The organism is Marinifaba aquimaris (assembly GCF_013328345.1).
Lineage (GTDB): Bacteria > Pseudomonadota > Gammaproteobacteria > Enterobacterales > Alteromonadaceae > Marinifaba > Marinifaba aquimaris.
The window spans coordinates 1-25,502 of sequence record NZ_JABULX010000025.1 but is presented as its reverse complement, the minus strand read 5'-3'; the positions used below and the strand labels follow the sequence as shown (position 1 = coordinate 25,502).

General features: G+C 40.1%; 24 protein-coding genes and 1 pseudogene. 19 read left to right on the top strand and 6 right to left on the bottom strand.

The window, feature by feature from the left end; translation table 11 throughout:
- Positions 1-125: 125 nt before the first annotated feature.
- From pyrG to HR060_RS14505, 4 genes are all read left to right on the top strand, one after another.
- Entirely contained in the window at positions 126-1,754 is a 1,629-nt protein-coding gene (gene pyrG, locus HR060_RS14520; RefSeq protein ID WP_174201021.1) for a CTP synthase, read from the top strand.
- A gap of 57 nt (positions 1,755-1,811) precedes the next feature.
- On the top strand, positions 1,812-3,110 hold the full coding sequence (gene eno / locus HR060_RS14515; RefSeq protein ID WP_174201020.1) for a phosphopyruvate hydratase: 1,299 nt from the start codon (positions 1,812-1,814) through the stop codon (positions 3,108-3,110).
- A 140-nt stretch (positions 3,111-3,250) separates the two neighbouring features.
- On the top strand, positions 3,251-3,925 hold the full coding sequence (locus HR060_RS14510; protein WP_425487463.1) for a hypothetical protein: 675 nt from the start codon (positions 3,251-3,253) through the stop codon (positions 3,923-3,925).
- Positions 3,926-4,034: 109 nt separating this feature from the next.
- On the top strand, positions 4,035-6,626 hold the full coding sequence (locus tag HR060_RS14505) for a serine hydrolase (protein WP_174201018.1): 2,592 nt from the start codon (positions 4,035-4,037) through the stop codon (positions 6,624-6,626).
- A 55-nt stretch (positions 6,627-6,681) separates the two neighbouring features.
- Here HR060_RS14505 and HR060_RS14500 read toward each other — a convergent pair whose 3' ends face one another.
- The 4 genes from HR060_RS14500 to HR060_RS14485 are packed head-to-tail and all read right to left on the bottom strand — an operon-like array spanning position 6,682 to position 8,179.
- The gene (locus HR060_RS14500) at positions 6,682-7,005 is read right to left on the bottom strand and encodes a S24 family peptidase (RefSeq protein WP_174201017.1); all 324 of its coding nucleotides are present in this window, start codon (positions 7,003-7,005) and stop codon (positions 6,682-6,684) included.
- A gap of 8 nt (positions 7,006-7,013) precedes the next feature.
- On the bottom strand, positions 7,014-7,514 hold the full coding sequence (sodN, locus tag HR060_RS14495; RefSeq protein ID WP_174201016.1) for a superoxide dismutase, Ni: 501 nt from the start codon (positions 7,512-7,514) through the stop codon (positions 7,014-7,016).
- An 8-nt stretch (positions 7,515-7,522) separates the two neighbouring features.
- Positions 7,523-7,717 carry a hypothetical protein gene (locus tag HR060_RS14490; RefSeq protein ID WP_174200999.1) on the bottom strand — a complete coding sequence of 65 codons (195 nt, stop codon included), beginning with the start codon at positions 7,715-7,717 and terminating at the stop codon, positions 7,523-7,525.
- Between the two features lie 33 nt (positions 7,718-7,750).
- A complete protein-coding gene (locus tag HR060_RS14485) occupies positions 7,751-8,179 on the bottom strand; it encodes a hypothetical protein (RefSeq protein WP_174201015.1) in 429 nt (142 codons plus the stop codon).
- Between the two features lie 166 nt (positions 8,180-8,345).
- Here HR060_RS14485 and ftsB point away from each other — a divergent pair, with 166 nt between their 5' ends.
- The 9 genes from ftsB (at position 8,346) to rpoS (ending at position 15,248) form a co-directional block, all read left to right on the top strand.
- Entirely contained in the window at positions 8,346-8,621 is a 276-nt protein-coding gene (gene ftsB / locus HR060_RS14480; RefSeq protein WP_174201014.1) for a cell division protein FtsB, read from the top strand.
- Positions 8,622-9,344: a 2-C-methyl-D-erythritol 4-phosphate cytidylyltransferase gene (gene ispD / locus HR060_RS14475; protein WP_174201013.1), complete on the top strand. Its 723-nt coding sequence runs from the start codon at positions 8,622-8,624 to the stop codon at positions 9,342-9,344. It abuts the gene before it with no gap.
- A 2-nt stretch (positions 9,345-9,346) separates the two neighbouring features.
- Positions 9,347-9,826: a 2-C-methyl-D-erythritol 2,4-cyclodiphosphate synthase gene (gene ispF, locus HR060_RS14470; protein WP_174201058.1), complete on the top strand. Its 480-nt coding sequence runs from the start codon at positions 9,347-9,349 to the stop codon at positions 9,824-9,826.
- Positions 9,827-10,882, top strand: a complete 1,056-nt coding sequence (truD, locus tag HR060_RS14465; protein WP_174201012.1) for a tRNA pseudouridine(13) synthase TruD — start codon at positions 9,827-9,829, stop codon at positions 10,880-10,882.
- 14 nt (positions 10,883-10,896) lie between these two features.
- Positions 10,897-11,643, top strand: a complete 747-nt coding sequence (gene surE, locus HR060_RS14460) for a 5'/3'-nucleotidase SurE (RefSeq protein ID WP_174201011.1) — start codon at positions 10,897-10,899, stop codon at positions 11,641-11,643.
- A 7-nt stretch (positions 11,644-11,650) separates the two neighbouring features.
- A complete protein-coding gene (locus HR060_RS14455) occupies positions 11,651-12,289 on the top strand; it encodes a protein-L-isoaspartate(D-aspartate) O-methyltransferase (protein ID WP_174201010.1) in 639 nt (212 codons plus the stop codon).
- Between the two features lie 21 nt (positions 12,290-12,310).
- Complete coding sequence (locus HR060_RS14450) at positions 12,311-13,267, top strand: DUF368 domain-containing protein (protein WP_174201009.1); 957 nt, start codon at positions 12,311-12,313, stop codon at positions 13,265-13,267.
- A gap of 13 nt (positions 13,268-13,280) precedes the next feature.
- The gene (locus HR060_RS14445; protein ID WP_174201008.1) at positions 13,281-14,087 is read left to right on the top strand and encodes a peptidoglycan DD-metalloendopeptidase family protein; all 807 of its coding nucleotides are present in this window, start codon (positions 13,281-13,283) and stop codon (positions 14,085-14,087) included.
- 159 nt (positions 14,088-14,246) lie between these two features.
- Positions 14,247-15,248 (top strand): RNA polymerase sigma factor RpoS, encoded by a 1,002-nt coding sequence (gene rpoS, locus HR060_RS14440; protein WP_174201007.1) that lies wholly within the window; start codon positions 14,247-14,249, stop codon positions 15,246-15,248.
- Positions 15,249-15,308: 60 nt separating this feature from the next.
- On the opposite strand, the gene mutS is transcribed toward rpoS, so the two are convergent.
- Positions 15,309-17,894, bottom strand: a complete 2,586-nt coding sequence (gene mutS, locus HR060_RS14435; RefSeq protein ID WP_174201006.1) for a DNA mismatch repair protein MutS — start codon at positions 17,892-17,894, stop codon at positions 15,309-15,311.
- Between the two features lie 203 nt (positions 17,895-18,097).
- Positions 18,098-20,146, bottom strand: coding sequence for a TonB-dependent receptor (locus tag HR060_RS14430; protein ID WP_174201005.1), 2,049 nt, complete (start codon positions 20,144-20,146; stop codon positions 18,098-18,100).
- 413 nt (positions 20,147-20,559) lie between these two features.
- Between HR060_RS14430 and HR060_RS14425 the strand changes: the two genes are divergently transcribed.
- The 6 genes and pseudogenes from HR060_RS14425 to HR060_RS14400 form a co-directional block, all read left to right on the top strand.
- The gene (locus HR060_RS14425; RefSeq protein ID WP_174201004.1) at positions 20,560-20,859 is read left to right on the top strand and encodes a hypothetical protein; all 300 of its coding nucleotides are present in this window, start codon (positions 20,560-20,562) and stop codon (positions 20,857-20,859) included.
- Positions 20,856-22,484 carry a PepSY-associated TM helix domain-containing protein gene (locus HR060_RS14420; RefSeq protein WP_174201003.1) on the top strand — a complete coding sequence of 543 codons (1,629 nt, stop codon included), beginning with the start codon at positions 20,856-20,858 and terminating at the stop codon, positions 22,482-22,484. The genes HR060_RS14425 and HR060_RS14420 overlap by 4 nt, the downstream gene beginning before the upstream one ends.
- Positions 22,485-22,594: 110 nt before the next feature.
- The gene (locus HR060_RS14415; RefSeq protein WP_174201002.1) at positions 22,595-23,083 is read left to right on the top strand and encodes a CinA family protein; all 489 of its coding nucleotides are present in this window, start codon (positions 22,595-22,597) and stop codon (positions 23,081-23,083) included.
- 137 nt (positions 23,084-23,220) lie between these two features.
- Positions 23,221-24,252, top strand: coding sequence for a recombinase RecA (gene recA / locus HR060_RS14410; RefSeq protein ID WP_174201001.1), 1,032 nt, complete (start codon positions 23,221-23,223; stop codon positions 24,250-24,252).
- Between the two features lie 173 nt (positions 24,253-24,425).
- Positions 24,426-24,989 carry a hypothetical protein gene (locus HR060_RS14405; protein WP_174201000.1) on the top strand — a complete coding sequence of 188 codons (564 nt, stop codon included), beginning with the start codon at positions 24,426-24,428 and terminating at the stop codon, positions 24,987-24,989.
- A gap of 97 nt (positions 24,990-25,086) precedes the next feature.
- Positions 25,087-25,473, top strand: a pseudogene (locus HR060_RS14400) (IS3 family transposase); the annotation flags it as partial.
- Positions 25,474-25,502 lie beyond the last annotated feature (29 nt).

The following is a 25,502-nucleotide window of genomic DNA, read 5'->3' as shown; positions in this document are numbered from 1 at the left end:
AAATTAATCCTCGATAGAACGCCCAATTCGTCAGATAAAATTTGTTTGTAAATCGCATCTTTGCTACAATTTCCACCCGTCTGAAAAGTCAAAAATTCCCTTAAATCTTAAGTTCAGGTTTCTAAATGACGACTAGTTATATCTTCGTTACTGGCGGTGTTGTATCTTCGCTAGGTAAAGGCATTGCCGCAGCATCTCTTGCTGCAATTCTTGAAGCTCGTGGCCTCAATGTCACAATCATGAAGCTCGACCCTTACATCAATGTTGATCCGGGTACAATGAGTCCTATTCAGCATGGTGAGGTTTTCGTAACAGAAGACGGCGCTGAAACCGATTTAGATTTAGGTCACTATGAGCGTTTCATCAATACTAAAATGACCAAGGGTAACAACTTTACTCAAGGTCGTGTATTTGAAGACGTACTTCGTCGTGAGCGTCGTGGTGATTACCTAGGTGCCACCATTCAGGTTATTCCTCACATCACCAACGATATCAAACGTCGCGTACTAGAGTGTGGCGATGGCCATGATGTCGCTATTGTCGAAATCGGTGGTACGGTTGGTGATATTGAGTCACAACCTTTCCTTGAGTCTATTCGCCAACTAGCCGTTGAGTTAGGACGCGAGCGCGCTATGTACATGCACTTAACACTTGTGCCTTACTTAGCAGCAGCCGGTGAAGTGAAAACTAAACCTACTCAGCACTCAGTTAAAGATTTACGTTCAATCGGTATTCAGCCAGATATCTTGGTTTGTCGTTCAGATCGCGCAATTCCTGCGAATGAGCGTTCTAAGATTGCACTTTTCACTAACGTTGAAGAGAAAGCGGTTATCTCAATGCCAGATGTGAACAGCATCTATCGCATTCCAGCATTATTAAAATCTCAAGGTTTAGACGATTTAATCTGCCGTCGTTTCCATATTGAAGCGCCTGAAGCCGATTTATCTGATTGGGAACAAGTACTTTACGAAGAGTCAAACCCTGTTGGCGAAGTGACAATTGGTATGGTTGGTAAATATGTTGAATTACCAGATGCATACAAGTCAGTAAATGAAGCGTTAAAACATGCCGGCCTTAAAAACCGTGTAACGGTCAACATCAAATACGTTGATTCACAAGAAGTGGAAGCAAAAGGTGTTGAAAAATTTGAAGGCTTAGATGCGATTTTAGTCCCAGGCGGCTTTGGTGAGCGTGGTACGCAAGGTAAAATGATTGCAGCGCAATACGCACGTGAAAACAAAGTACCTTATTTAGGCATTTGTTTAGGTATGCAAATGGCATTAATCGAGTTCGCACGAAATGTTGCTAAGCTTGAAGATGCTAACTCGACTGAATTCAATCCTGACACACCGCACCCAGTCGTTGGCTTAATTACTGAGTGGCAAGACCAATCAGGCGAAGTTGAAGCGCGTGATGAGAACTCTGATTTAGGCGGTACAATGCGCTTAGGTTCTCAGCTTTGTCATCTTATCGAAGGAACAAAAGCGGCTGAGGCATACGGTTCTCTAGAAATCCATGAGCGCCATCGTCATCGTTATGAAGTAAATAATGCGTATCGTGATAAATTAGAACAAGCGGGTCTTGTATTCTCTGGTTTATCAACAGATAAAAAATTAGTGGAGATGATTGAAATCCCATCTCACCCTTGGTTTATTGCTGGTCAGTTCCACCCAGAATTTACTTCGACCCCTCGTGATGGTCACCCGTTATTCCAAGGCTTTGTAGCCGCGGCTAACGAGTTAAAAAACAAATAATTTATTTTTAGATGCACCTAGATAGGTGCATCTGTATTTATATTGGAAGGAAAAAACATGTCATCTATCGTTAAGATTATTGGTCGTGAAATTATCGATTCACGTGGTAACCCAACTGTTGAAGCAGATGTAGTATTAGAAAGTGGCGCGAAAGGCCGTGCAGCAGCACCTTCAGGTGCATCTACAGGTTCTCGTGAAGCGTTAGAATTACGTGACGGCGACAAAGGTCGTTACTTAGGTAAAGGCGTAGAAAAAGCGGTAGCTAACGTAAATGGTCCAATTGCTGAAGCATTAATCGGTAAAGAAGCACTAGAGCAACGTGCAATCGACCAAGTAATGATTGATTTAGACGGTACAGATTTTAAATCAAACTTAGGTGCAAACGCTGTATTAGCAGTATCTTTAGCGGTAGCTAAAGCAGCTGCAGCTGAAAAAGGCGTTGAATTATACGAGCACATTGCTGACATCAACGGTACTTCAGGTCAATACTCTTTACCATTACCTATGATGAACATCATCAACGGTGGTGAGCACGCTGATAACAACGTTGATATCCAAGAATTCATGATCCAACCAGTTGGCGCGAAAACATTCAAGCAAGCTATCCAAATGGGTGCTGAAGTTTTCCATAACTTAAAGAAAGTATTAAACGCACGTGGTTACAACACGGCTGTTGGTGATGAAGGTGGTTTTGCACCAGATCTTAAATCTAATGCAGAAGCATTAGAAGTAATTGCAGAAGCAATTAAAGCTGCTGGTTATGAAATCGATAAAGACATCACATTAGCATTAGACTGTGCTGCTTCTGAATTCTATGAAAAAGAAAACAACATCTATAACTTAAAAGGCGAAGGTAAGACGTTCACGTCTAACGAGTTCTCTGATTTCTTATCTACGTTATGTGACGAATACCCAATCGTTTCAATCGAAGATGGTTTAGACGAGTCTGATTGGGATGGTTTCGCATACCAAACTAAGATCTTAGGCGACAAAATCCAAATCGTTGGTGATGATTTATTCGTAACTAACACTAAGATCTTAAAAGAAGGTATCGACAAAGGTATCGCTAACTCTATCTTAATCAAGTTCAACCAAATCGGTTCTTTAACTGAGACGTTAGACGCGATCCAAATGGCTAAAGATGCTGGTTACACGGCTGTTATCTCTCACCGCTCTGGTGAAACTGAAGATGCAACTATCGCTGATTTAGCGGTAGGTACAGCTGCTGGTCAAATCAAAACAGGTTCAATGAGCCGTTCTGACCGTGTTGCTAAATACAACCAATTATTACGTATCGAAGAAGCTTTAGGCGAAGGCGCAGTATTTGCTGGCCGTTCTGCTGTTAAAGGTCAGTAATTGATACTCAGCTAAATTAAACAATTTAGTTTTTAAAATTAAAAAACCTGTGGTGATTGAATTCACCGCAGGTTTTTTTTTATACTCGATAGATACACACTCAATTCAATCGATTCAGTTTTCTAAAGAAATAACAAAAGGTGCCTTTGTTGACTGACTTAACTACACAGCAAGACTTAAGTGAAGAAAGTGATAAGCTGCTTAATTATTCGCAGCTGTGTAACGTTTTTTATGAAAGAGAGCTTAAACTACTCACCGATTGTAAGTTACCTGCTGAACAGTTGGCTAAACGTATGGCGAGCTTACCGTTTTATATTAAACGAGCGGCTGAGTCGCTAATTTCTTTGGACAATCCGCTAGAGTTAGATACACAAAACGGCACTTGGTCGGCCAAACAAAAAAAAATTCATCCGGCTGATAAAATTACCGAACAAGAAAACCAAGCTTGGTTAGCTAAATATGTCTGTTTGGGCTTAGTTTTACCTGTGTGTATTGTTGAAAAAGGCGTCACTCAATTTCGTTTAGACAGTGTCGATGAAATTAATAACAAAGACCAACGTTTTCATTTAAACGAACAAGGTTGGTTTTATTTTTCAGGTAAGCAGTGTGAACAAAGTCAATCTGAGTTTGGTGAGCAGCTTGGATTGCATCAACAAAAAAAAGCGTTTAAATCGACCAAAGATATAATTAGTGCTGCTTGTTGCGGACATCAATGGATTGCCAGTGATAGAACATTTCAGCGAGCCCTCTCATTAAGAGAGCTTTTATTAACGAGTGTGATCAACTGGAAACATCTAAACCAACCTTTATTCTAAAACGTTAACCGTTACAAACCGATACACTGAGCTACACAGTGCTACGTATTTAAAACACAACTCTTATTACTCTTTAACCACTAATCAAGTACAAACAAAGGATGTATTTATGTGGTGTAAAAAGAAAAATCTCATTTTAGCGGCTATCTTCGCAAGCCAATTAGCGGCCTGTGGTAGTGATAGTAAAAAACCAAAGATTGTCAACAAAGATCCTGAGCCCGTTGTAAAGCAGAGCCCTTTTACCGGTAATTGGTATCGTGAAGGCTATGGTGAAATTCATAAAATCTCAGAGCAATCGCTGTCTTCTTATTACTTCAATCAATATGGTTGCCTAAAAACAGCACAAATTTCCTTAATTGATGAACCTGATTTTGCTGATGATCTGTCTTTGTCTGATGATGGAGAACAGTTAATTTATGGCGGCAGTGTGGTTATGAATAAACGGGCTGATTTACCCGAGAGTTGTGAAACCAACTTACTGACAGAAGCTGCGACTAGCCGTGAAAATTTCGAATTTTTCTGGCATGCATTTAACGACTACTATGCTTTTTTTGAACGCAGAGGTATCGATTGGCAAGCAGTTTACGATACCTATTCGCCCTTGGTGACCGAGCAAACCACTTCGGAGCAATTAGCTGAAATTTTATCAGATATCATTCTCGATTTTGAAGATGCTCATGTCAGTTTAACGGGTAATGGTGAACTAGAGTTTGAAGTCTTCGGTCAAAAGTTGTCTGGCATGAATGCCGAGTTAATGCGAATGGGTGTAAGTACAGAGAATTTTGAACAATACAGAGAACAACTTAAAGAGTCCCATCAAAGTGCTGCAATAGGCTATTTAATTCCAGAATCGATAAAACAAGACCCTGACTCTGATCAAATCATTTGGGGCAAGATCAACAATGAAGTAGGTTATTTTGCGATCGACAGAATGATGGGGCTATCCCGCACTGAGCTAGAAAAAGGCAATTTAGATTATGCTAGCGATGTAGCGCTTGTTGAGCGGGTTATGCCACAGGTGTTAAGTGATTTTGAAGATACTAAAGCAATCATTGTCGATGTTAGGTTCAACGATGGTGGTTTCGATTCATTGTCATTAGCTATCGCAGGATACTTTACCAATCAAGACAAAGTCGTTGGTAGTAAGTACTATGATAACTCTCAAGGGCAGGGAACCCCTGAAGTCATTGAAATTAAAAGTCAGCCTAATGCATACAGTAAACCTATTTATTTAGTTGCTGGTCAAGAAACCTATAGTGCAGGTGAGGTTTTTACTTTGGCCATGAGTGCATTAGAACATGTAAACTACTTAGGAGAGCCTACTCAAGGTATTTTCTCTGATATTCAAGATGTTATCATGCCCAATGGTTGGGAAATCGGCTTATCAAATGAGGTTTATTTAGGCGCCCAAGGAGAAAAGCTAGAAGCAATAGGCGTGATACCTGATGTTCACTTACCTTTATATTCTTTTAGGGATTTACACTTTAGCCAAGATACCATCATTGAATATGTGTTAAATGATACGGACACTAATACTCATTTAACAATTTCAAAAAATGAAATGGAACAGGAAATTGAGCAAGTCATGCAGCAGGCTAATATTCCTGGCTTGGCAATATCAGTGGTTACTCCAACAGAGGTCATCTATCAACAAGGTTTTGGTTATGCTGATATCGAAAATCAAATTCCAGTCACCAAAGATACTGCCTTTACCTTAGGCTCAACAACTAAAGGGGTTGTCGGTACCGCTATTGCAAAATTAATTGAGCAAGATAGGTTGTCACTCGATATGCCATTAGCTGATATGAATTTACCTTTCTATGTTATTAACCCAAGTTATCCAGAGCAAACACTTACCCTTAATCATTTAGTCACTCATACGAGTTGGATTATCGATTCAAACAGCTATCTGTGTAATTACTATACACTTGAAGGGCATTTGTCGTTACTTGAGTTATTAATGGGGGAAGGACAGTGTGATAATGCTGTTTATACCGAACTTGAACCTTTTTTAACTGCTTACTTTACTCCTGGTAGTGATCTCTACCGAGCTGAAAACTTTTATCAGTCGAGTGATTTTGAATTTGGTCAAAGGCAAGTTTATACCAATGTTGGTGCGGGGTTAGCTGCGTACAGTGTAGAGCAAGCGCTCAATATTGATATGGCTGCGTACATAGAACAAAGTTTATTTTTACCACTGGATATGATGAATTCGAGTTTTGATCCTAATTATTTTAATCAACAGGGCAGAGTATTATCACTGCGATATGATCAAGACAAAGAGCTAATTAACTATGAATTACCAGCTTATAGCTATCCAACCGTTTACGACGGAGCTTTAATGTCAAGTACGGCCGATTTAGCTAAACTAATGCTAATGCTAGTAAATGATGGAGAATATAACGGTGTGCAGATTCTTGAAGAAGAAACGGTTGAGTCTATGTTCTCATCGAAAACGGATGCGTATACAGAAGTATCTACTCAAGGCTTATTTTGGGTAACGACAGGCAGCTTTATTGGTCACAGTGGCGGTGATCCGGGGGTATTTACTTATTTTGATTACAACCCACATACCGAAGTTGGCATTATTCTCCAAATTAACGTGACTGATGATTATCAAGGTCATGAAAAAATGGAAGAATACGGTAATGAAATTGCTGGGCTAGCTTATCGTTATGGCCTAGCTGAATCGAGAAAATAACTAATATTAAATGGTAAAAGGCTTAACGCATATCAGTTAAGCCTTTTTGTATTTGTTATTGAAGCTGTGTTTTGATTTGTATAACTGGGGCAAACACTTTAGCGAGCTTTGCAAGAATGTGCTGTGACTTAATCGGTCCCATTTCCATACTAGAAATACTGTGTGGATCTAGCCCTTCTAGCCAAATAAATCCATTGCGGTCAATAAACTTAATTCGTTTGACCAGTAACCCAAATTTAGGGTGCTCAACTTTAACCACATCTTTTACTTTTAAATTCTGCACGCGAAAAAAACGATGAAAGATAGCATAACTATTATCAGGAAGTGCAGGAGACATACTGTGTCCTTGTACACGATTAATACTAATACCTAACATCATATTTACCTCTACACTGATAATTTAGGATAGATAACAGGCTGACTCGGTGGGTAAGGGCACGTAGCTGTGTAGGTTTCAATCCCTTTTGTCGCCCAGAAGATCTCAGCGAAATGGTTCACTTTGTTGAGTAAATTTAAACATGCTGCTTTATCGACGTGCTGTTTTGCCGATGATGCCGCTAACATGATGCTATGGGAAAGCTCATGAATCTCTGGAAATTGATCAAACTGCGGTTGTTTAAAGTAATCACCCCAAATGACACGAATAGCCTCTTTTACTTTTAAACCATGCTCTTCTTTTTGCATAATTAAGCGAGTAAATTGAGCTTTTTGATTAATACTAAGTGATTCTTTTTCGCTTAACTCATTGAGCAAATCTACTAATCGAATCATAGTTAACACTGCTATTTGCGCTTCACTTGGGTCATAAATTTTGCATGGAATATCACAATGTGCTTTTACGGTAGAGAATTTAAATAGCGTGTCTAATTTTTTGATTAATGTGTGCATATTATTTGCTAACCTTTAGAGCTGCTTGTTCTTCTGAACAATGAAATTAAACAGATAACAACGATTAAAGCGGGCGCTAACCAAGCAAAATGAATGAAGTCTGACCAAAATGAATGATGATCGTGACCAGGGTGGGCCCAGCTTGAAACAGCCCAAGTCATCGTGACAATAACAAAAAGTAACTTCTCTAAAATGGCATTCATATTTAATTCCCAAAAATGAAAAAAGACATGGGTTTAATGCAAGTGTTGCGAGGGTACATATAACAGCTGGTACTGTTCAATTAAGTCGTCGTAACAGCTATTACAAGTAGGATATTTTTGCGCAAACTCGATAAGTGGCATCAATGTAATTTTAAGCGCTTGCATGGCTATGACTTGCCTATCAGGGTCGCCCGATGCGTCTTTTGCCATATAAAGCATTGAATGATGCGGAATGAGTAAACACTTTTGTGCTAACTCAAGTCGTCCTTGTTGAGCAAATAACGTTGATAAATTTTGATAACCGCAAATCCAACCTTGTATTGCCTCTACACATTTAGGTTCGATACGCAATTGGTCATCCAGCATATTAATAACAGATTGATAATAAAGCTCGGCATCTTGCCAATTACTTTCGTTAAAACAGTCATTGCCTTTTAACATTAGGTCTTGCCATGTTTGCATAAATTTAAAATCATTAATTGCTAATGAGAATGATTATCATTAATTTAATGGGGTTTGTAAAGTAATCTAATAAAATAAATGACGTATGAGTTCGGTGCGCATTGGTACAACTGGTTAACAAATTAGGCTATAGTAGAGCCATTGTTCACTCGTTCTTAATTTCATTGTGGCTATACTTAGGCTTGCCCTTATTATTATTTTTTGTTTATTGCAGTACCGTTTGTGGTTTGGCGAAAACTCTTTAAGCGACTATGTGTTATTAAATGAAAAGCTAAGCCAAGTAAAAGCAGAGAATGCAGCTTTATTACAGCGCAATAAATTAATGAAAGCGGATATTGATGATTTAAGACTTGGCTCTGAATCAATTGAAGAAAGAGCTCGTAACGAACTCGGCTTGATCCGCGAAGGCGAAATTTTCTACCGAATTATTCCTACAAAGTAAATGTCTGATCCTATCTATGCCATCGTGCCTGCCGCAGGAGTAGGTAAACGAATGGCGGCTAACCAGCCAAAACAATATTTAATGCTCAATGGTAAAACTATTTTAGAGCATACACTTGAACGTTTGTTATCTGTTGATGAAATTGAGCACTTAGTGTTAGTCGTATCAAAAGGTGATGCTTACTTAGATGATTTACTCGGTGAGTTTCTCAATAAACATCAAGAGCGAGTGTCTGTTTGTCACGGTGGTGCAGAACGTGTTGATTCTGTATTGGCGGGTTTAAAATTTGCAGAATCCCATGTCGATAACCAAGCTTGTTGGGCGCTTGTACACGATGCAGCTCGTCCTTGTGTTCCCAAGCAAGACATCAAAAAACTGATAGAGCAAGTAAATGCTGAGCAAGCAGGTGGATTACTTGCCGTCCCGGTTCGTGACACGATGAAGCGCGCAGACAGTCAACAACAAACTCAAGTGTTGACGACTGTCGATAGAGCTCACCTTTGGCATGCATTAACGCCACAAATGTTTGAATTAACTGCGCTTATTCATGCCATTCAAAGTGGTTTGCAATCTGGAGTAGTAATCACAGATGAAGCATCAGCGATAGAAGCAGCAGGTCATTTAGTACAGCTTGTTTCTGCAGACCCTTGTAATTTAAAAGTCACTCAACCTGAAGATTTAGCACTGGCTGAATTCTTTTTAACTAAGCAGGCAATAGCATGAATATAAGAATTGGACATGGCTTTGATGTTCACAAGTTTGGTGGTCAAGGCCCGATTGTGATGGCTGGTATTAAAATTGACTATGAACAAGGCTTTTTAGCGCATTCAGATGGAGACGTTGCTATTCATGCGTTATGTGATGCAATTTTAGGTGCATTAGCACTGGGTGACATAGGTAACCACTTTCCAGATACTGATGATGAATACGAAAATATTGATTCACGCATTTTACTTAGACATGTATGGTCATTGGCGACAGAAAGAGGCTTCAAACTTGGTAACGCTGATGTCACCATTATTGCTCAGGCACCCAAAATGGCACCCCATCTATTGCCGATGAGAGAGTTGCTATCCAGTGACTTGGGTGCAGATATTGAACAAATCAATGTAAAAGCGACCACCACTGAAAAATTGGGCTTTACGGGAAGAAAAGAAGGCATCGCAGTTGAAGCTGTTGTGTTATTGGAAAAGGTAACTAGCTAAATGTCGGTCAATGAAAATCTTGCTTACTTACACGGTAAACCAGAATTAACAGCTAAAATTCGCAGCCAAAATGCTGATTTTAAAGTAGTTGAAGTAATGGGGTTTGAGCCTTCAGGTGAGGGTGAACACCTTTGGTTATGGGTAGAAAAAGACGGCCAAAACACAGGCTTTGTATCACAACAAATAGCCAAGGCATTGGGAATTGAAGCTAAAGTTGTTGCTACTTCTGGTCAAAAAGATCGCCATGCCATTACTCAGCAGTGGTTTGCTGTTCCTTATCCAATTAAAAAACCATTACCTAAGCATATCGATATCCCTGGCGCCAAGGTATTAAAAATGGCTCGCCATGGCAGAAAGTTAAAAACGGGCACTCACAAAGCCAACTTATTTGAAATCAAACTGCTTCATCCATCGCTAGATGATGCTCAAAAAGACGCGCTTGAGCAAAGGTTACTTAAAGTTCAAGCATTGGGGGTTCCCAATTATTTCGGTGAACAACGCTTTGGTCATCAAGGCAAAAATATCGACAAAGCGCGAGAACTTTTTGCCGGTAAGTTTAAGGTTCGAGATAAGAAAAAACGCGGTATGTATATCTCTGCAGCTCGTTCTTTAATATTTAACGAAGTCATTAATGAACGTATTAATCAGGATTTAATTAAACCATTAGACGGTGATGTGTTCATTCTCGCGGGAAGCAACTCTCACTTTGCTCAAGATGAGATTAATGAAGATATTTTAGCCAGATATGCTTTTGGTGATATTCAACTGAGTGCGCCTATGTGGGGTGAAGGAGAACTGAAATCTTCTGGTCAAGTTGCTCAGTTAGAACATAACGTAGTGGATAAACATCAGGATTTAGCTAAAGGCTTAATTGATTTAAGATTAAGGCAAGAGAGGCGTAACCTTATATTAAAGCCAGAGCCTTTCAAATGGCGTATCGAAAATGAGCAAACCATCATTAAGTTTGCCTTGCCGACGGGTTGTTTTGCCACGTCGATTTTACGTGAAATTGCTGATTACCAAGACGTTTCAGGTTTGGCTAAAACCTCAACATAATAAGAGAAACACAGATGAGAATTTTGTTAAGTAACGATGATGGTGTTAATGCAACAGGCATTCGCACCTTATTTGCTGAACTTAAACAAGACCATCATGTTGATTTAATTGCGCCTGACAGAAATTGTAGTGGGGCCAGTAGTAGTTTAACTTTGGTTAACCCTTTGCGGGCGAATGAAATTGAACCTCATATACACTCAGTCAATGGTACACCCACAGATTGTGTACATATTGGCATAAACCAGTTTTTGGTATCTGAACCTGATATTGTGATTGCTGGCATTAATCACGGTGGTAATTTAGGTGACGATGTCGTCTATTCTGGGACCGTTGCTGCAGCCATTGAAGGGCGCTTTATGGGCCTGCCAGCCATAGCGATATCACTGGTGGGTAAAACGCATTTTTCAACGGCTGCTAAAGTGTTGAGTAAATTACTAGCCAATATAAAGTCGTTGCCGCTTGGCAATGATCAAATAATTAATATCAATGTGCCCGATCTTCCTTATCAGGCATTAAAAGGAATAAGAATAACCCGGTGTGGCGCACGACACCGTGCTGAAACCATGACTGCACAGCAAGATCCTTTTGGTAAAACCATTTACTGGTATGGTGCAATAGGTGATATTGCTGATAGTGGCGAAGGCACGGATTTCGATGCTATTGAACAAGGGTATGTTTCAATTACACCATTAACGGTAGATATGACTGCTTATAAAAGTATGTCAGTATTAGGCCAATGGATAGAAGACGTAGTGTTATAAGATGAATATGTCCAACTCTGCTTCGCGAAGTGGTCAGCAGTTAGCGAGCTTAATTCAGCAACAAGGCATCAGTAATACAAAGGTATTACAAGCCATCGCCAATACGCCAAGACAAAGTTTTGTCGAACCCGCTTTAGCGCATAAAGCTTTTGAAAATACAGCTTTACCCATTGGTAAAGGTCAAACAATATCGCAACCTGTGGTAGTGGCCCATATGACTGAGCTACTGCTAGAGCAAGGTCAGGCCCAGTCCGTATTGGAAATAGGGACTGGATCAGGCTACCAAACAGCCATTTTGGCTCAGCTTTACGATCACGTATATACCGTTGAGCGCATTAAATCTTTACAGTTTCAGGCGCGTCGTCGTTTGCAGCAGATTGATTTGCACAATGTTTCAATGAAACATGGAGATGGTTGGAAAGGTTGGAAGAGTAAAGCACCTTATTCCGCCATTATAGTCACGGCAGCTGCAGCATCTGTACCAGAAGAATTACTCAACCAGCTATCTGATGGTGGCATCTTGGTCATTCCAGTCGGGGAGGATCAACAAATGCTCAAACTAATTAAAAAACAAGGCGACAGCTTCAGCAGTACTGATATTGCAAATGTGAAGTTTGTACCCCTCGTCCCTGGTGATTTGGACTAACAGCGCAAAAGAATAATAATCATGACAACTAAAAGAACAAAAAAAGAATATGCCTTACTGACGGCAAAGGGAATGGCGATGGGAGCAGCTGATGTTGTTCCTGGTGTTTCTGGTGGAACGATTGCCTTCATTACCGGTATATACGATGAGCTACTTGGCTCATTGAAAAAGATTGGCCCTGAAGCGCTACAAATTTTGTTCAAACAAGGTTTTTCTGCTGCTTGGGCACATATCAATGGTTTTTTCTTACTTGCTGTATTTGGCGGCATTCTACTCAGTTTAAAAACTTTTGCGGCCCTGATCACCATTGCATTGACCAATGAGCCGTTACTAATATGGGGCTTCTTTTCAGGCTTAATTGCTGCGTCTGTTGTTCTGCTCGTTAAACAGCAAGAACGCTGGCGAATAACCGATTACTTGGCTTTTATTGTCGGTACTGCTTTTGTGGTCTTTATTTCTGTCGCTAAACCCACACAGTTGCCTGGTGACTGGTGGATGTTATTTTTAGGCGGTTTTGTGGCTATCTGTGCCATGATCCTCCCTGGTATATCCGGTAGCTTTATTTTACTGCTTGTTGGTCTATACCCAGTCTTTTTAGCGGCTATAAATGATCTTAACTTTATTGCATTAGCAAGTTTCGGTGCAGGTTGTATCAGTGGATTACTAGTTTTTTCTAGATTCCTGTCTTGGCTTTTAGAAAAATATCACCAAGTAACTATCGCATTATTAGTTGGCTTTCTCGTTGGCTCATTAAATGTGACTTGGCCTTGGAAAGAGGTTTTAACCAGTGTCGTTAATCGCCATGGTGAAACCGTACCTTTGGAGCAAGCTAACGTCTTGCCCGCTCGCTTTACTGAAATTACCGGACAAGCGAACCAACTGTCGGCTGTCATTGCTTGCGCTGTTTTAGGCTTAGTACTTGTACTGGGTTTAGAGTGGGTTTCTAAGCGTATGGCAGAAAACGAGCAAAGCGTTTAGGTCAGCTAATATTATGAGTATCTGGCGAGCTGTTTTGCTTTGTCTGCTTGCTGCTGGATTGAGCGCTTGTGCAGATACTCCTCATACCCCCGCACCTGTTGAAAAAGTCTATCGCGGTAAATCAATTCACGACTTTGAAAAAGGCTCTCTGAAACAGTCTCAATATACGGTTAAAAAAGGAGATACTCTTTTTTCAATCGCATTTCAGGCTGGAGTTGATTACCAAAAACTGGCTAAAGTCAATAAAATCACACCTCCTTACATTTTAAGTATTGGCCAAAAGCTAAGCTTGAAAACCACTAAAAATCAAACAGTTAAGAGCAGAAGTAATAAGAGAAAAACAGTTAAATCGAATCCATCTAATAAACCTATCAAGAAACCGCTTGAGAAGCCGAAAATACAAGAGTATCGTGCAAATAGTAGTCAGAAACAGTCTGGAAACTCAGGACGGATTGTTTGGCAATGGCCTTCTAAGGGCAAAATCATTGCTCGCTTTTCTAACAAAGAGTTAGGAAATAAAGGGCTCGATTTCGGTGGTAATCGCGGTGATAAAGTCACAGCAGCTGCTGAAGGTAAAGTCGTTTATGCGGGTGATGCGCTTAGAGGTTACGGCAAACTGATTATTATCAAACACTCTGATGATTATTTAAGTGCTTACGCGCACAACGATAAGATTCGAGTGAGAGAGCAACAATGGATAAAAGCAGGACAACATATCGCTGATATGGGTAGCACTGACACCAATGGTGTCAAGCTACATTTTGAAGTTAGGTACAGGGGAAATACCTTAGATCCATTGAAGTTCTTGCCTAAGCGCTAGTCAATTTCTGGCCTTAGGTACATGCTAAATGGTCTGAGGTCGGCATTGGTAGAAAGGCGTTATCGTATTTTGTCGACTTACAATATTTTACAATTATAAGCATGTAAGTGGCAAAGTTGTGATGTACGCTCTTTTATACGATTCGCAGGGGAGAACATTATGGGTCGTAAAAAAAGCACTGAAAAAAATGATGTAGTTCAAGATCTTAACGCTGACAACGATGTTGCAGTTGCTGAAGTTGCTACTGATGCAGCGCTTGAAGCAGTTGCTGAAGAAGAAGCAAAAGACGAGAACTTAACGCAAGAAGAGTTCAATAAAAACCTCGATGCAACTCAGCTATATCTCGGTGAAATTGGTTTTTCACCATTGTTAACTGCTGAAGAGGAAGTTTATTTTGCTCGCAAAGCTTTAAAAGGATGTGAAGCTAGCCGCAAACGAATGATTGAGAGTAACTTACGCTTAGTCGTTAAGATTGCTCGACGCTATAACAATCGTGGCTTAGCCTTACTTGATTTAATCGAAGAAGGTAATTTAGGCTTAATTCGTGCGGTTGAAAAATTTGACCCCGAACGCGGATTCCGCTTCTCAACCTATGCAACTTGGTGGATACGTCAAACCATTGAACGTGCCATCATGAACCAAACACGTACAATTCGTTTACCAATTCACGTAGTAAAAGAGTTAAACGTTTATTTACGTACTTCACGAGAGCTTGCTCAAAAGCTCGACCATGAACCAACAGCCGAAGAAATTGCAGAAAAGCTTGATAAGCCTGTTGCAGAAGTCAGCAAAATGCTGCGCCTCAACGAGAAGATCACATCTGTTGATACACCGATTGGTGGTGATTCAGAAAAAGCTTTACTTGATATCATTGCAGATGAGAAAGGCTCAGGCCCGGAAGAAAACCTGCAAGATGATGATATTAAACACAGCATTGTTCATTGGTTAGAAGAGTTAAACCCTAAACAGCGTGAAGTGTTAGCAAGACGCTTTGGCTTATTAGGTTATGAAGCTTCAACACTTGAAGATGTAGGAAAAGAAATTGGCCTAACACGCGAGCGTGTTCGTCAAATTCAAGTTGAAGCACTCAAGCGTTTACGCGAAGTGCTGACTCATGAAGGTTTATCAATTGAGTCTCTTTTCCAACTAGAAGTACGTTAAAACACAACTTAACTTCAATAAAAAAGCCCAATGTGAATTGGGCTTTTTTGATCGTAACGGTTAATCCATTTCTGATTTTAAGTGGTACAAAATATCCAAAGCTTGTCTGGGAGTTAAAGCATCTGGGTCGATTATTGCTAGCTTATCAACGACTGGGTGCGGTTTAGGTCTGCTTAAAGATAACGTACCTTGCACTGGCTCATTTTCTGATTTTTCAGCAAAGCTTTGAGACTCTAGGTGATCAAGTTTGTATTTAGCTTGTGCAATAATATTTTTAGGTACACCCGCTAAAGCAGCAACTTGAATACCATAAGATCGGTTAGCTGAACCTTCCTGAACTGCGTGCATAAAAGAGATTGTATCGCCGTGTTCAATTGCATCTAAGTGCACATTAGCGACTGTTTTCAATTCATCTGCAAGCTTAGTTAATTCAAAATAGTGAGTGGCAAATAAAGTAAGTGCTTTGATTTTATTAGCTAAATTCTCTGCGCATGCCCAAGCGAGTGAAAGGCCATCATAAGTACTTGTACCACGACCTATCTCATCCATTAATACTAAACTGTTCTGAGTGGCATTATTGAGAATATTGGCTGTTTCTGTCATTTCGACCATAAAAGTAGAGCGGCCCGAGGCTAGATCATCCGATGCGCCGATACGGGTAAAAATGCGATCGATTGGACCTATTTTAGCGCTTTGTGCTGGAACAAAACTGCCCATATGCGCCATTAATGTAATTAACGCAATTTGCCTCATATATGTTGATTTACCACCCATATTAGGCCCCGTAATCACGAGCATACGACGATTACTGTCAAAATGAACTGGGTTGGCTATAAAAGGTTCACTCGAAAGTGCTTCTACAACAGGGTGGCGACCTGCTTCTATTGAAAGACCTGCTTGGTCAGAAAACTCTGGCCGTACGTAATTGAGTGTATCTGCTCGTTCAGCTAGGTTGTTAACTACATCGAGTTTGGCTAAGCGTTGTGAGCAAATTTGCAGAGCACCAATTTGAGGTGAGAAAAGGTCAAATAATTCATCATATAAACGCTTTTCAAGTGCTAATGACATGCTTTGACTACTGAGTACTTTATCTTCTAGTTCTTTTAACTCGGGTGTGATAAAGCGCTCTGCATTTTTCAGTGTCTGCCTTCTGACATATTCTGTAGGGGCATCAATTGATTGTGCTCGGCTTATTTCAATGTAAAAACCGTGCACTTTGTTATAGCCCACTTTTAGAGTATTTAAACCAGTGCGCTCTTTTTCTCTTTGCTCGATTTGATCTAAGACATCACGAGCGCCTTGGCTGAGTTTTCTTAATTCATCAAGCTCTTCATTGTACCCAGGTGCAATGACACCGCCGTCTCTAACGACAACAGGTGGGTTTTCAACCACTGCTTTTTTCAGTAACAGGTGAAGTTGCTCAAAATATTCGATCGCTTGGCTATAATTTTTTAGGCACGCAAAATCACTATCGGCTAAGGTTACTTTGATGTTAGGGATAACGTTGAGCGCATTTCTCAATCTAGAAAAGTCCCTTGGCCTTGCACTTCGCATCGCGATACGTGAAATGATACGCTCAATATCACCAAGCTGTCTTAACTCGTCATAAAGTTCGTTATAAAGGCCTGACTCTATTAACGATTCAATCAAGTCTAACCGCAAATTCAATTCGCTGAGCTGTCGACTTGGCTGTACGATATACCTTTGTAATAAACGGCTACCCATAGCCGTTGCCGTTTTATCGATAACTGAAATTAACGCGGTATCTTTTTGACCAGATAAGGTTTGAGTTAATTCTAGGTTTTTTATCGTAATGGCATCTAACGCTAAATTGCGATCGAGTCTTAGTAATCTTAGGTTCTGTAGGTGAGGTAAGGCTGCTTTTTGTGTTTCTTTTAAATATTGTAAAACACAGCCTGCTGCGGTGATGGCTAAGCTTTGTTTTTTGCTATCTAAACCAAAGCCAACTAAATCTTTGACATTAAACTGACGGCACAACTGTTGCTGAGCAGATGTTAATTCAAAATCCCAATCTGGACGGCGTTTATTGGTAGAGTATGCTTGTAATAAATCGAGCTTTTCAAAGCTTTCAGGGTACAGTAGTTCACTCGGTGATAGCTGCTCTAACAACGTTGAAAACGCTTCATCAGAGTTGACTTGAGCAAGTTCAAATCGGCCTGTACTGATCTCAACACATGCTACACCAAATTGGTTATTGGCATGTGATACCGCCACGAGCAAGTTGTCTTTTCGCTCTTGTAATAAGGCTTCATCACTGACAGTACCAGGCGTGATAACTCGTGTTACTTTTCGCTCGACAGGCCCTTTACTGGTAGCTGGGTCTCCAACTTGCTCACAAATAGCGACGGATTCACCTAGTTGTACCAGTTTGGCGAGATAGTTTTCAATGGCATGGTATGGAACGCCAGCCATAGGAATAGGCTGACCAGCTGTTTTCCCTCTGTGTGTCAGCGATATTTCAATGAGCTCAGAGGCGCGTTTTGCATCATCAAAAAATAACTCATAAAAATCCCCCATGCGATAAAGGACAAGGGTATCGCGAAATTCAGATTTGATGCGAAGGTATTGCTGCATCATAGGAGTATGCTGGCTAAGACTTTGTTCTGAGTAAATATCTGGGCTCATAAAAATAAAAAAGACGTTCCGTAAAAACTATCGGGTAAAAGCAAAACAGAATTATCGCAATGATCCCCGCTGCTGTTAAGTCTTAATCTTACTTATATAAGTCTGTTTGTTGGATAAGTAATAAAAAAGCGACTTAGCTTTGTGCTAAGTCGCTTTTTCGGTTGCAAATTTTTACATGTGTTTAAATTCAAACACCCAAAAAATTAGAAATTATATGTCACTGAAACACCCATGTTACGAGGGTCTAAAATAGCAAAATAGCCTTCAGGGTTTCTTTGTGAAGGTTCTTGTTTAACTGTCATTGTGTCATCATCAAAAACGTTATTTACAAACGCAGCGATACGCCAATTGTTGAAGACATAATCTGCGCTAAAGCGTGTGGTAGAGTAATCACCCGCTTGCTGGCTTTCTAAGTTTTGGATATCTGCGTAAAACTCACCAACATAGGTAGTATCAACCGCAAACTGTAAATCACCGTTAAACCAGTAAGTTACACCAATACTTGCCGTTAAATTCGGGGCCGCATTCAACTCATTACCTTTAATGTCACCAAAGTTCTCATCGACTTCTTTGATTTCACTTTCTAATAAACCCAGTGCGGTACGAGCCTGCCAGTTGTTGCCTAACATGGTGTTTGCTTCAAGCTCTAAACCATAAGTGACGGCTTTATCAATGTTTTTAATTGCTCTGTTTTTATCAGATGCTTGATAACCGGCAAAGTTATTGTAAAACGCATTAGCACTTAAGTTGATGTCATCAAAGCTACTTCGAGCACTGAGCTCGTATGTATTGACTGTTTCTTCGTCATAGTAGTAATAGATGTTTTCTGGCCATGTTAAGTCACCACCACCTGCGTTGTAGCCACGACGTGCACTTAATGCTAAGGTCGTATCTGGTGTTATGGCATACTGGACGACTAACTTAGGTAGATTAACGGTATTGTCGTTATCTAAATCTTCGTTGATGTACATAGGGCCAAATTGAGCTTCAAAATTACGTTTCTGCTCTTCTTTTTGAATACGACCACCAGCAATGATTTTCCATTGCTCATCTAAGGCGTACGAAGCCTCACCATAAATGGCGGTAGATTTACTGGTATCATCACCACCGTATGGATAAGAACCAATACTCAAAAAGTCTTGCTCGCGCTCGTAGTATGCAATGCCAACAAAACCTTTTAATACTTCAGAATTTAAACCAAAGTTAAATTTAGCATCAAAGGTATCACTGTCATCTTGCATATCGACCACTTGTAGCTCTTCGGCATTCGCTTCGTATGAGTCAAAGCCCCAGCTGTAATTCATGTGAGCAACTAATACATCGACTGAATAAGCATCATTAATAACGTAGTCGAATTTAATTGATGAGGTATTGGAAATAGTCGTGATATAACGTTGGAACGTTGGGACAAATTTATCTGTTGATTGGCCCAAGAAGTATTGGCGACCTGTGTCACCTTTTTGGTTATTATGAGAGAAGCTAGCTAAAACAGACAAGCCTTCAATTGCTGAGCTTTCCCATAATAATTTAGAGCGAAAGCGCTCTGTTTTAATTTCATTCAAATCTAAGCTAGTTGGGTTAGAGTCAAACTCTAAACCTTCACTAAAGGTTTCGCCATCTATGACTTCACCGCTGACACGAAATGCCAACTCATCATCTAAAACAGGGCCAGATAAAGCAAATGCAGAGTCGATATAACGACTTTCATCGCGATAACCTAAGCGTGCAGCACCTGTCCAATCGAATGTTGGATCTTTTGTTTTAACAAAGATGATACCACCCATGCTGTTGCGGCCATTAATGGTCGATTGTGGACCTCTGAAAACCTCAACTTGTTCGATATCCCAAAGACCGGTGTCACCAGTTAAATCGGCAACAAAAGGTTCAGCTACACCATCAACGATAGTTGAAACTCGTGCTTTAGCACCGCCTGTAAATGAGCCAAAGCCCGTTGCAGAGCCATTACCTGATACACCACGAATATTGGCAACTGCACCTGATGTCACAACGACATTAGGAATTTCTGAAACGGCTGCTGAAAGTGATTGGTATTGACCGTTTGATAATAATTCTTCGCTGATAACAGATACCGAAGAAGTCGTGTCTTTTAAACTTTTTTCGATTTTTTCACCCATAACAGTGATTACTTCAATCGATTTGATTTGATTATCATCGGCAAGTGCAGGAGATGAGATGGCACAAGCGATAAGAGAGGTCAGTAAGCGGGGTTTGCTTAACTGCATTGTTTTCATGATTGGACCTTATATTTTGGTTATTTGACGTAAAAGGGTAGAAAGCGCGGCGCATTCTACTTAATATAAATGATATTGCAATTGATAATCATTGTTATTTACTGTTTTTGCGGTGAACTACAATTAATAGTTAGTTAGGGGGTTAAACCGTTGTCAGCAGTATTTTTGGCGTCCGTTCTTGGTTTTTTCGGCGCACTTCTCATTTACCTTTCTCATAAAAATCAGCAAATTCTCAAAAGCTCACTTTCAACAAAATGGACCATAGTCGGTGTGGTGTTTTCTTGTGTCTCGCTAGTGATGTATTTTGGCGTTTATTCAACTGCCCCTGCTTTTTTTGCTTGGTTGTTACTGACCAGCTTAAGCTTGATTGTGCTACCCACTGCTAATTTCATTTTTCAAAATAGGAGAGTGTGATGGCAAGGTTACAGCAAGCTGACAAAATTCAGCCTCATTGGTGGCGAAAAACGCTTATCGGTTTATTCCTCGGATTGACATTGGCTTATGGCTTGATTGCCAGTTTTGCCTGGTTTGGCCCTGGTGGTATCGATGCCGATGTCAAAGTGCAATTTAATATGTGGATGGTCGCTGCGCTTTGGATGTTGATTTTACCTTTTATCTATTTATTTAAAACGGCTCAGGCTGCTTTTAAATACATGCTTTTGGCAAATGCATTGGCTTACGGTTTGTTCTTTGTATTAGGGGGCGTGTCATGAAAGTAAGAAGTGATGTATTACGCACTTATCAAAGTCTTCATACATGGACAGGTATTGTTGCTGGCTTAGTGCTGTTCATCGGCTTTTACGCTGGTGCACTGACGATGTTTAAACCCGTTATTGAACATTGGGCAACACCAAGTTATCAGCATTTAGCACAAATTGAACAGAGCCAGTGGCAGTCATTGATTGAGCGAACCACTGAGCAATATGAAAAAGCTCGAATTGGTTTTACTTTGCAGTTTGATCCGGATAAATCTCCGTTAACTTGGTTTGAAAAAGGCGGCGGCCGAGGTATTCGATTAGATGATCAGTTAATGCATGCTAGCTTAGATACGGATGGTGAACTGATTGTACATTCGACTAGTACTAATGAATTGGGAACATTAATTGACCAGCTCCATCGAACAGCGGGTATTCCTGGCAGTGTAGGGCATGAAGATCTCGGCGTACTGATCTTGGGTGTAGCCGCATTTTTGTATTTTCTGGCACTCGTGTCGGGGTTAATTTTTTTATTGCCCACTTTAACTAAATCACTTTTTTCTGTCCGAGCAGATAAAGGCGCAAGCCGTTTTTGGTTAGACAGTCATAATTTAGTTGGGGTGATGAGCTTTCCTTTTCACGTCATTATTGCTTGGACCGCTGTCGTTTTTGCTTTTCACGACGTACTTTACGGTGGCCTAGCTCAGGTATATGGCGATAAACCTTTATTTGAACGAACAGAACAAACTGAGGCGGTTTATCGACTCGAATCGTTACCTAAAGTTGAAGATTATATCGCACACGTCGCTAAAATTGCGCCCGGCTATCAAATTCAGTCATTAGCCTTTTCCGATTTAAATTCGGCTACGCCTTCACTGGCAATAGAGGCCACAAAAGCGGGACAAATGCAAAGGGGAGGGTACTCAGATTACATTTATATGCACCCCTTTACTTTCGAAGTCGGTTACACCAGTGTCTTTACTGAGCCAAACTCCGAATATGGCCCAATAGTAAATAGCTTCTTTGCTTTACACTTTGGTAATTATGCGGGTGATTTTGGTCGCTGGATGTACTTTGTATTTGGTTTACTGGGGGCTTATTTGTTTTATTCAGGCAATTTACTTTGGCTGGATAAGCGACAAAAAAAGCAAGCAAAATCAGGTACGCTAAAAACGTCCACTAAGGTGATGGCAAACTTAACGGTTAGCGTATGCTTGGGCTCGATATTAGCGGTTATGCTTTGTCTCATCAGTACTAAATGGTTGTATCTGTTTAGCCAACAAATCAATAGTCATTACCTGACTATTTACTACAGCTGTTTTGCGCTGTGTATTTTATACAGCTTTTATAAAGGTGCAGCGCGAAGCGCCATTGGTCTGCTGAAATTGTTATTTTTAGCTTGTTTGGCCATCCCCTTTACGTCTTTAGCTTCGCTGTTGATTGCAGGATTAGATCACCAATTAGATATCGCCCATATAAGTTTTGATCTGATTGCTTTGTTATTCGCGAGTTTTTTCTATTGGCTGAGACAAAAGGCACTAAAAAGAGCTTTGTTAGGACAAAACAACAGTATTTGGTCATTACCTAAGACTGATAAATATCATCAAAGGGGATACCAACAAAAATGGTTTAAAGCCAATTAATTTGGTGTTGAGATTAACAGCCTGAGAAGTAAAAACTCTCAGGCTTTTTACTTGAAAAAGCTCAACTCAGCCTCATCTTATGGTTATTCAATTGTTCAGATAATCAGACAATGCAAATACCTTGGTCTTCTATTCAAAGTTTATCCACCCGTCTTGGGAAAAAACTCATCGAAAATAACCAAACTATCACAACTGTTGAATCCTGTACTGGTGGTGGGATTGCTTATGCCATTACTGAAATTGCGGGGAGCTCTGCTTATTTCAATCAAGGTTTAGTAACTTATGCCAATGATACCAAGCAAAAGCTCGCACAGGTAAAAGCTCAAACACTTGAACAAAATGGTGCAGTAAGCCAAGCGACTGTAGCTGAAATGGTAACTGGTGCCTGTTTAAGTGCAGGTGCTCAAGTCGGTATTGCCACAAGTGGTATTGCTGGCCCTGGCGGTGCAACTGCGACTAAACCAGTTGGTTTAGTCCATTTTGCTTTTAAAGTTGGAGAAGAACTGCATTTTGCTGAGCGTGTTTTTAAAGGCGATAGAGCATCGGTTCGTAATCAAGCTATTGAATTTGCTTTAAAAAGTATTATTGAGCTTATCTAAAGATAAATTAATTTAAGTTTTTCCTTGATACTGTAAAACCTTACAGTATACTAACTGTTAATTAATACAGTGTTTTTGATGTTTGCACTGTTACTAACAGAGAATTTTTCAGGTTTCACATCCACACGGAGTTCACAATGAGCGATAACAAACAAAAAGCACTTGATGCTGCACTAGGTCAGATTGAACGTCAATTTGGTAAAGGTTCAATTATGAAATTAGGTGATAATACATCACTTGATATTGAAAGCATCTCTACAGGCTCGCTAGGTTTGGATATCGCCTTAGGCATTGGCGGTTTACCATGTGGTCGTATCGTAGAAATTTACGGCCCAGAATCATCAGGTAAAACAACTTTAACCCTTCAAACAATAGCGCAAGCGCAGAAAATGGGTAAAACATGTGCGTTCGTTGATGCTGAGCACGCGCTTGACCCTATTTATGCAGAAAGATTAGGTGTTAACGTTAATGATTTACTTGTTTCTCAGCCTGATACAGGTGAGCAAGCATTAGAAATTGCCGACATGTTAGTACGCTCTGCCGCAGTTGATGTAATCATTGTTGACTCAGTTGCCGCTTTAACACCAAAAGCTGAAATTGAAGGTGACATGGGGGATTCTCACGTTGGTCTTCAAGCGCGATTAATGTCACAAGCATTGCGTAAGTTAACGGCTAACATCAAGAAGTCGAACACCTTGTGTATATTCATTAACCAAATTCGTATGAAGATTGGTGTGATGTTTGGTAACCCTGAAACAACAACGGGTGGTAATGCACTTAAATTCTATTCTTCTGTTCGTTTAGATATTCGCCGTATCGGTGCAGTTAAAGAAGGCGATGAAGTTGTTGGTAGTGAAACGCGTGTCAAAGTAGTGAAAAACAAAGTTGCACCACCGTTTAAGCAAGCTGAGTTCCAAATCATGTATGGTACGGGTATCTCGAAAGCGGGTGAGTTACTTGACTTAGGTGTGAAGCAAGGACTTGTAGAAAAGTCAGGTGCTTGGTATAGCTATAACGGCGAGCGTATTGGTCAAGGTAAAGCAAACTGCAGTAAGTTCTTAGTCGAAAATACTCACATTGCTGATGAAATTGAAATGCAAATTCGTCAACAACTGCTTACCAAACCTGTTATCACTGAAGATGACGAAGAAGAGTTAGTTGAAGAGTAAACTTTTCATTTCAGTCAACGTATTGAAAACCAGCCTTTGGCTGGTTTTTTTATATCTGCAAAAAAGCTAAAGCAATTCATAGTGCTAGGCTTAAAAGTGAGCTAGCGAAAGCCGCTTTTTTGGCTAGTATTTAAAAGTAGTTTGTAAAATCTAACAAAAATAAGGACGCACAAATGAAAGTTATCGCTATTGTATTGAGTGTTTTTTTGATCACGGCTTGTGGTAGTACGCCCTCTTGGGAAGGTATGTCACAAAGCGAAATTGCACAATGGAAATCGCTAGGTGCTTCAGTTGAAGAAGTCGATCGCTATAATAAATCAGGTTTAACTCAAACTTTAGTTAAAGCTTGGCATGAAGCGGGAATAAAAGACCAACTGGAAGTATTAGACTGGCATAAACTCAAATTCACTCCACAATCAGCTAAAAGTTGGAAAGACATCGGGGTTAATGTTGAAGATGTGAGCGCATATACGAATGCGGATTTGTCTCAGCCTGATGTTAAATCCTGGCAAGAATACGGTTTTATAGCGCAACAACAAATACTCAATTGGAGTAAGGTAGGTTTTACGCCTGAACTGGCAAAGTCATGGGTAGATTTAGGCTTTAGTTTGGAACAAGCATCAGCTTGGGCAAGCAAAAAGTTTACCGCAGAGGAAGCAAAGCAATGGATTGACAGTGGTTTTGCTTTAGCCGATGCAGTGATGAATAGGGAAAAAGGTTTAGAGCCTGTACAGTAATACAATTAAAAAAGGCTGCGATGAGCAGCCTTTTTTGATTGTATTGACCCGTCCTGAATAAGGTTGACACTTTTCCAACTTCAATTTGGAGAAGATAATGAAACCAATAACTAAGCGTACACAAAAAGATTATTCACTTGCCTTTAAATTATCCGTCGTTGATAAAGTAGAAAAAGGCGAATGTACTTACAAACAAGCGCAAGACCACTACGGTATTCAAGGTGCTTCAACCGTTTTAACTTGGCTTCGCCGATATGGTCAACTAGATTGGAGTAAAGGTACTCCCAATCATATGAATGAGCTTCCCCTTATGTCTAAACCCAATGATTTAACACCCGAGCAAAAAATCAAAGCCCTCGAAAAAGAGCTAGAAGATACCAAGATAAAAGCACAATTCTTTGAAACGATAGTCGATGTACTTGATAAAGATTTCGGAGTACGTATCACAAAAAAGCAACGCAACGCGTTATTGAAGAAAAAAACATAACCAAGCTATCTGTCAGTAGAGCTTGT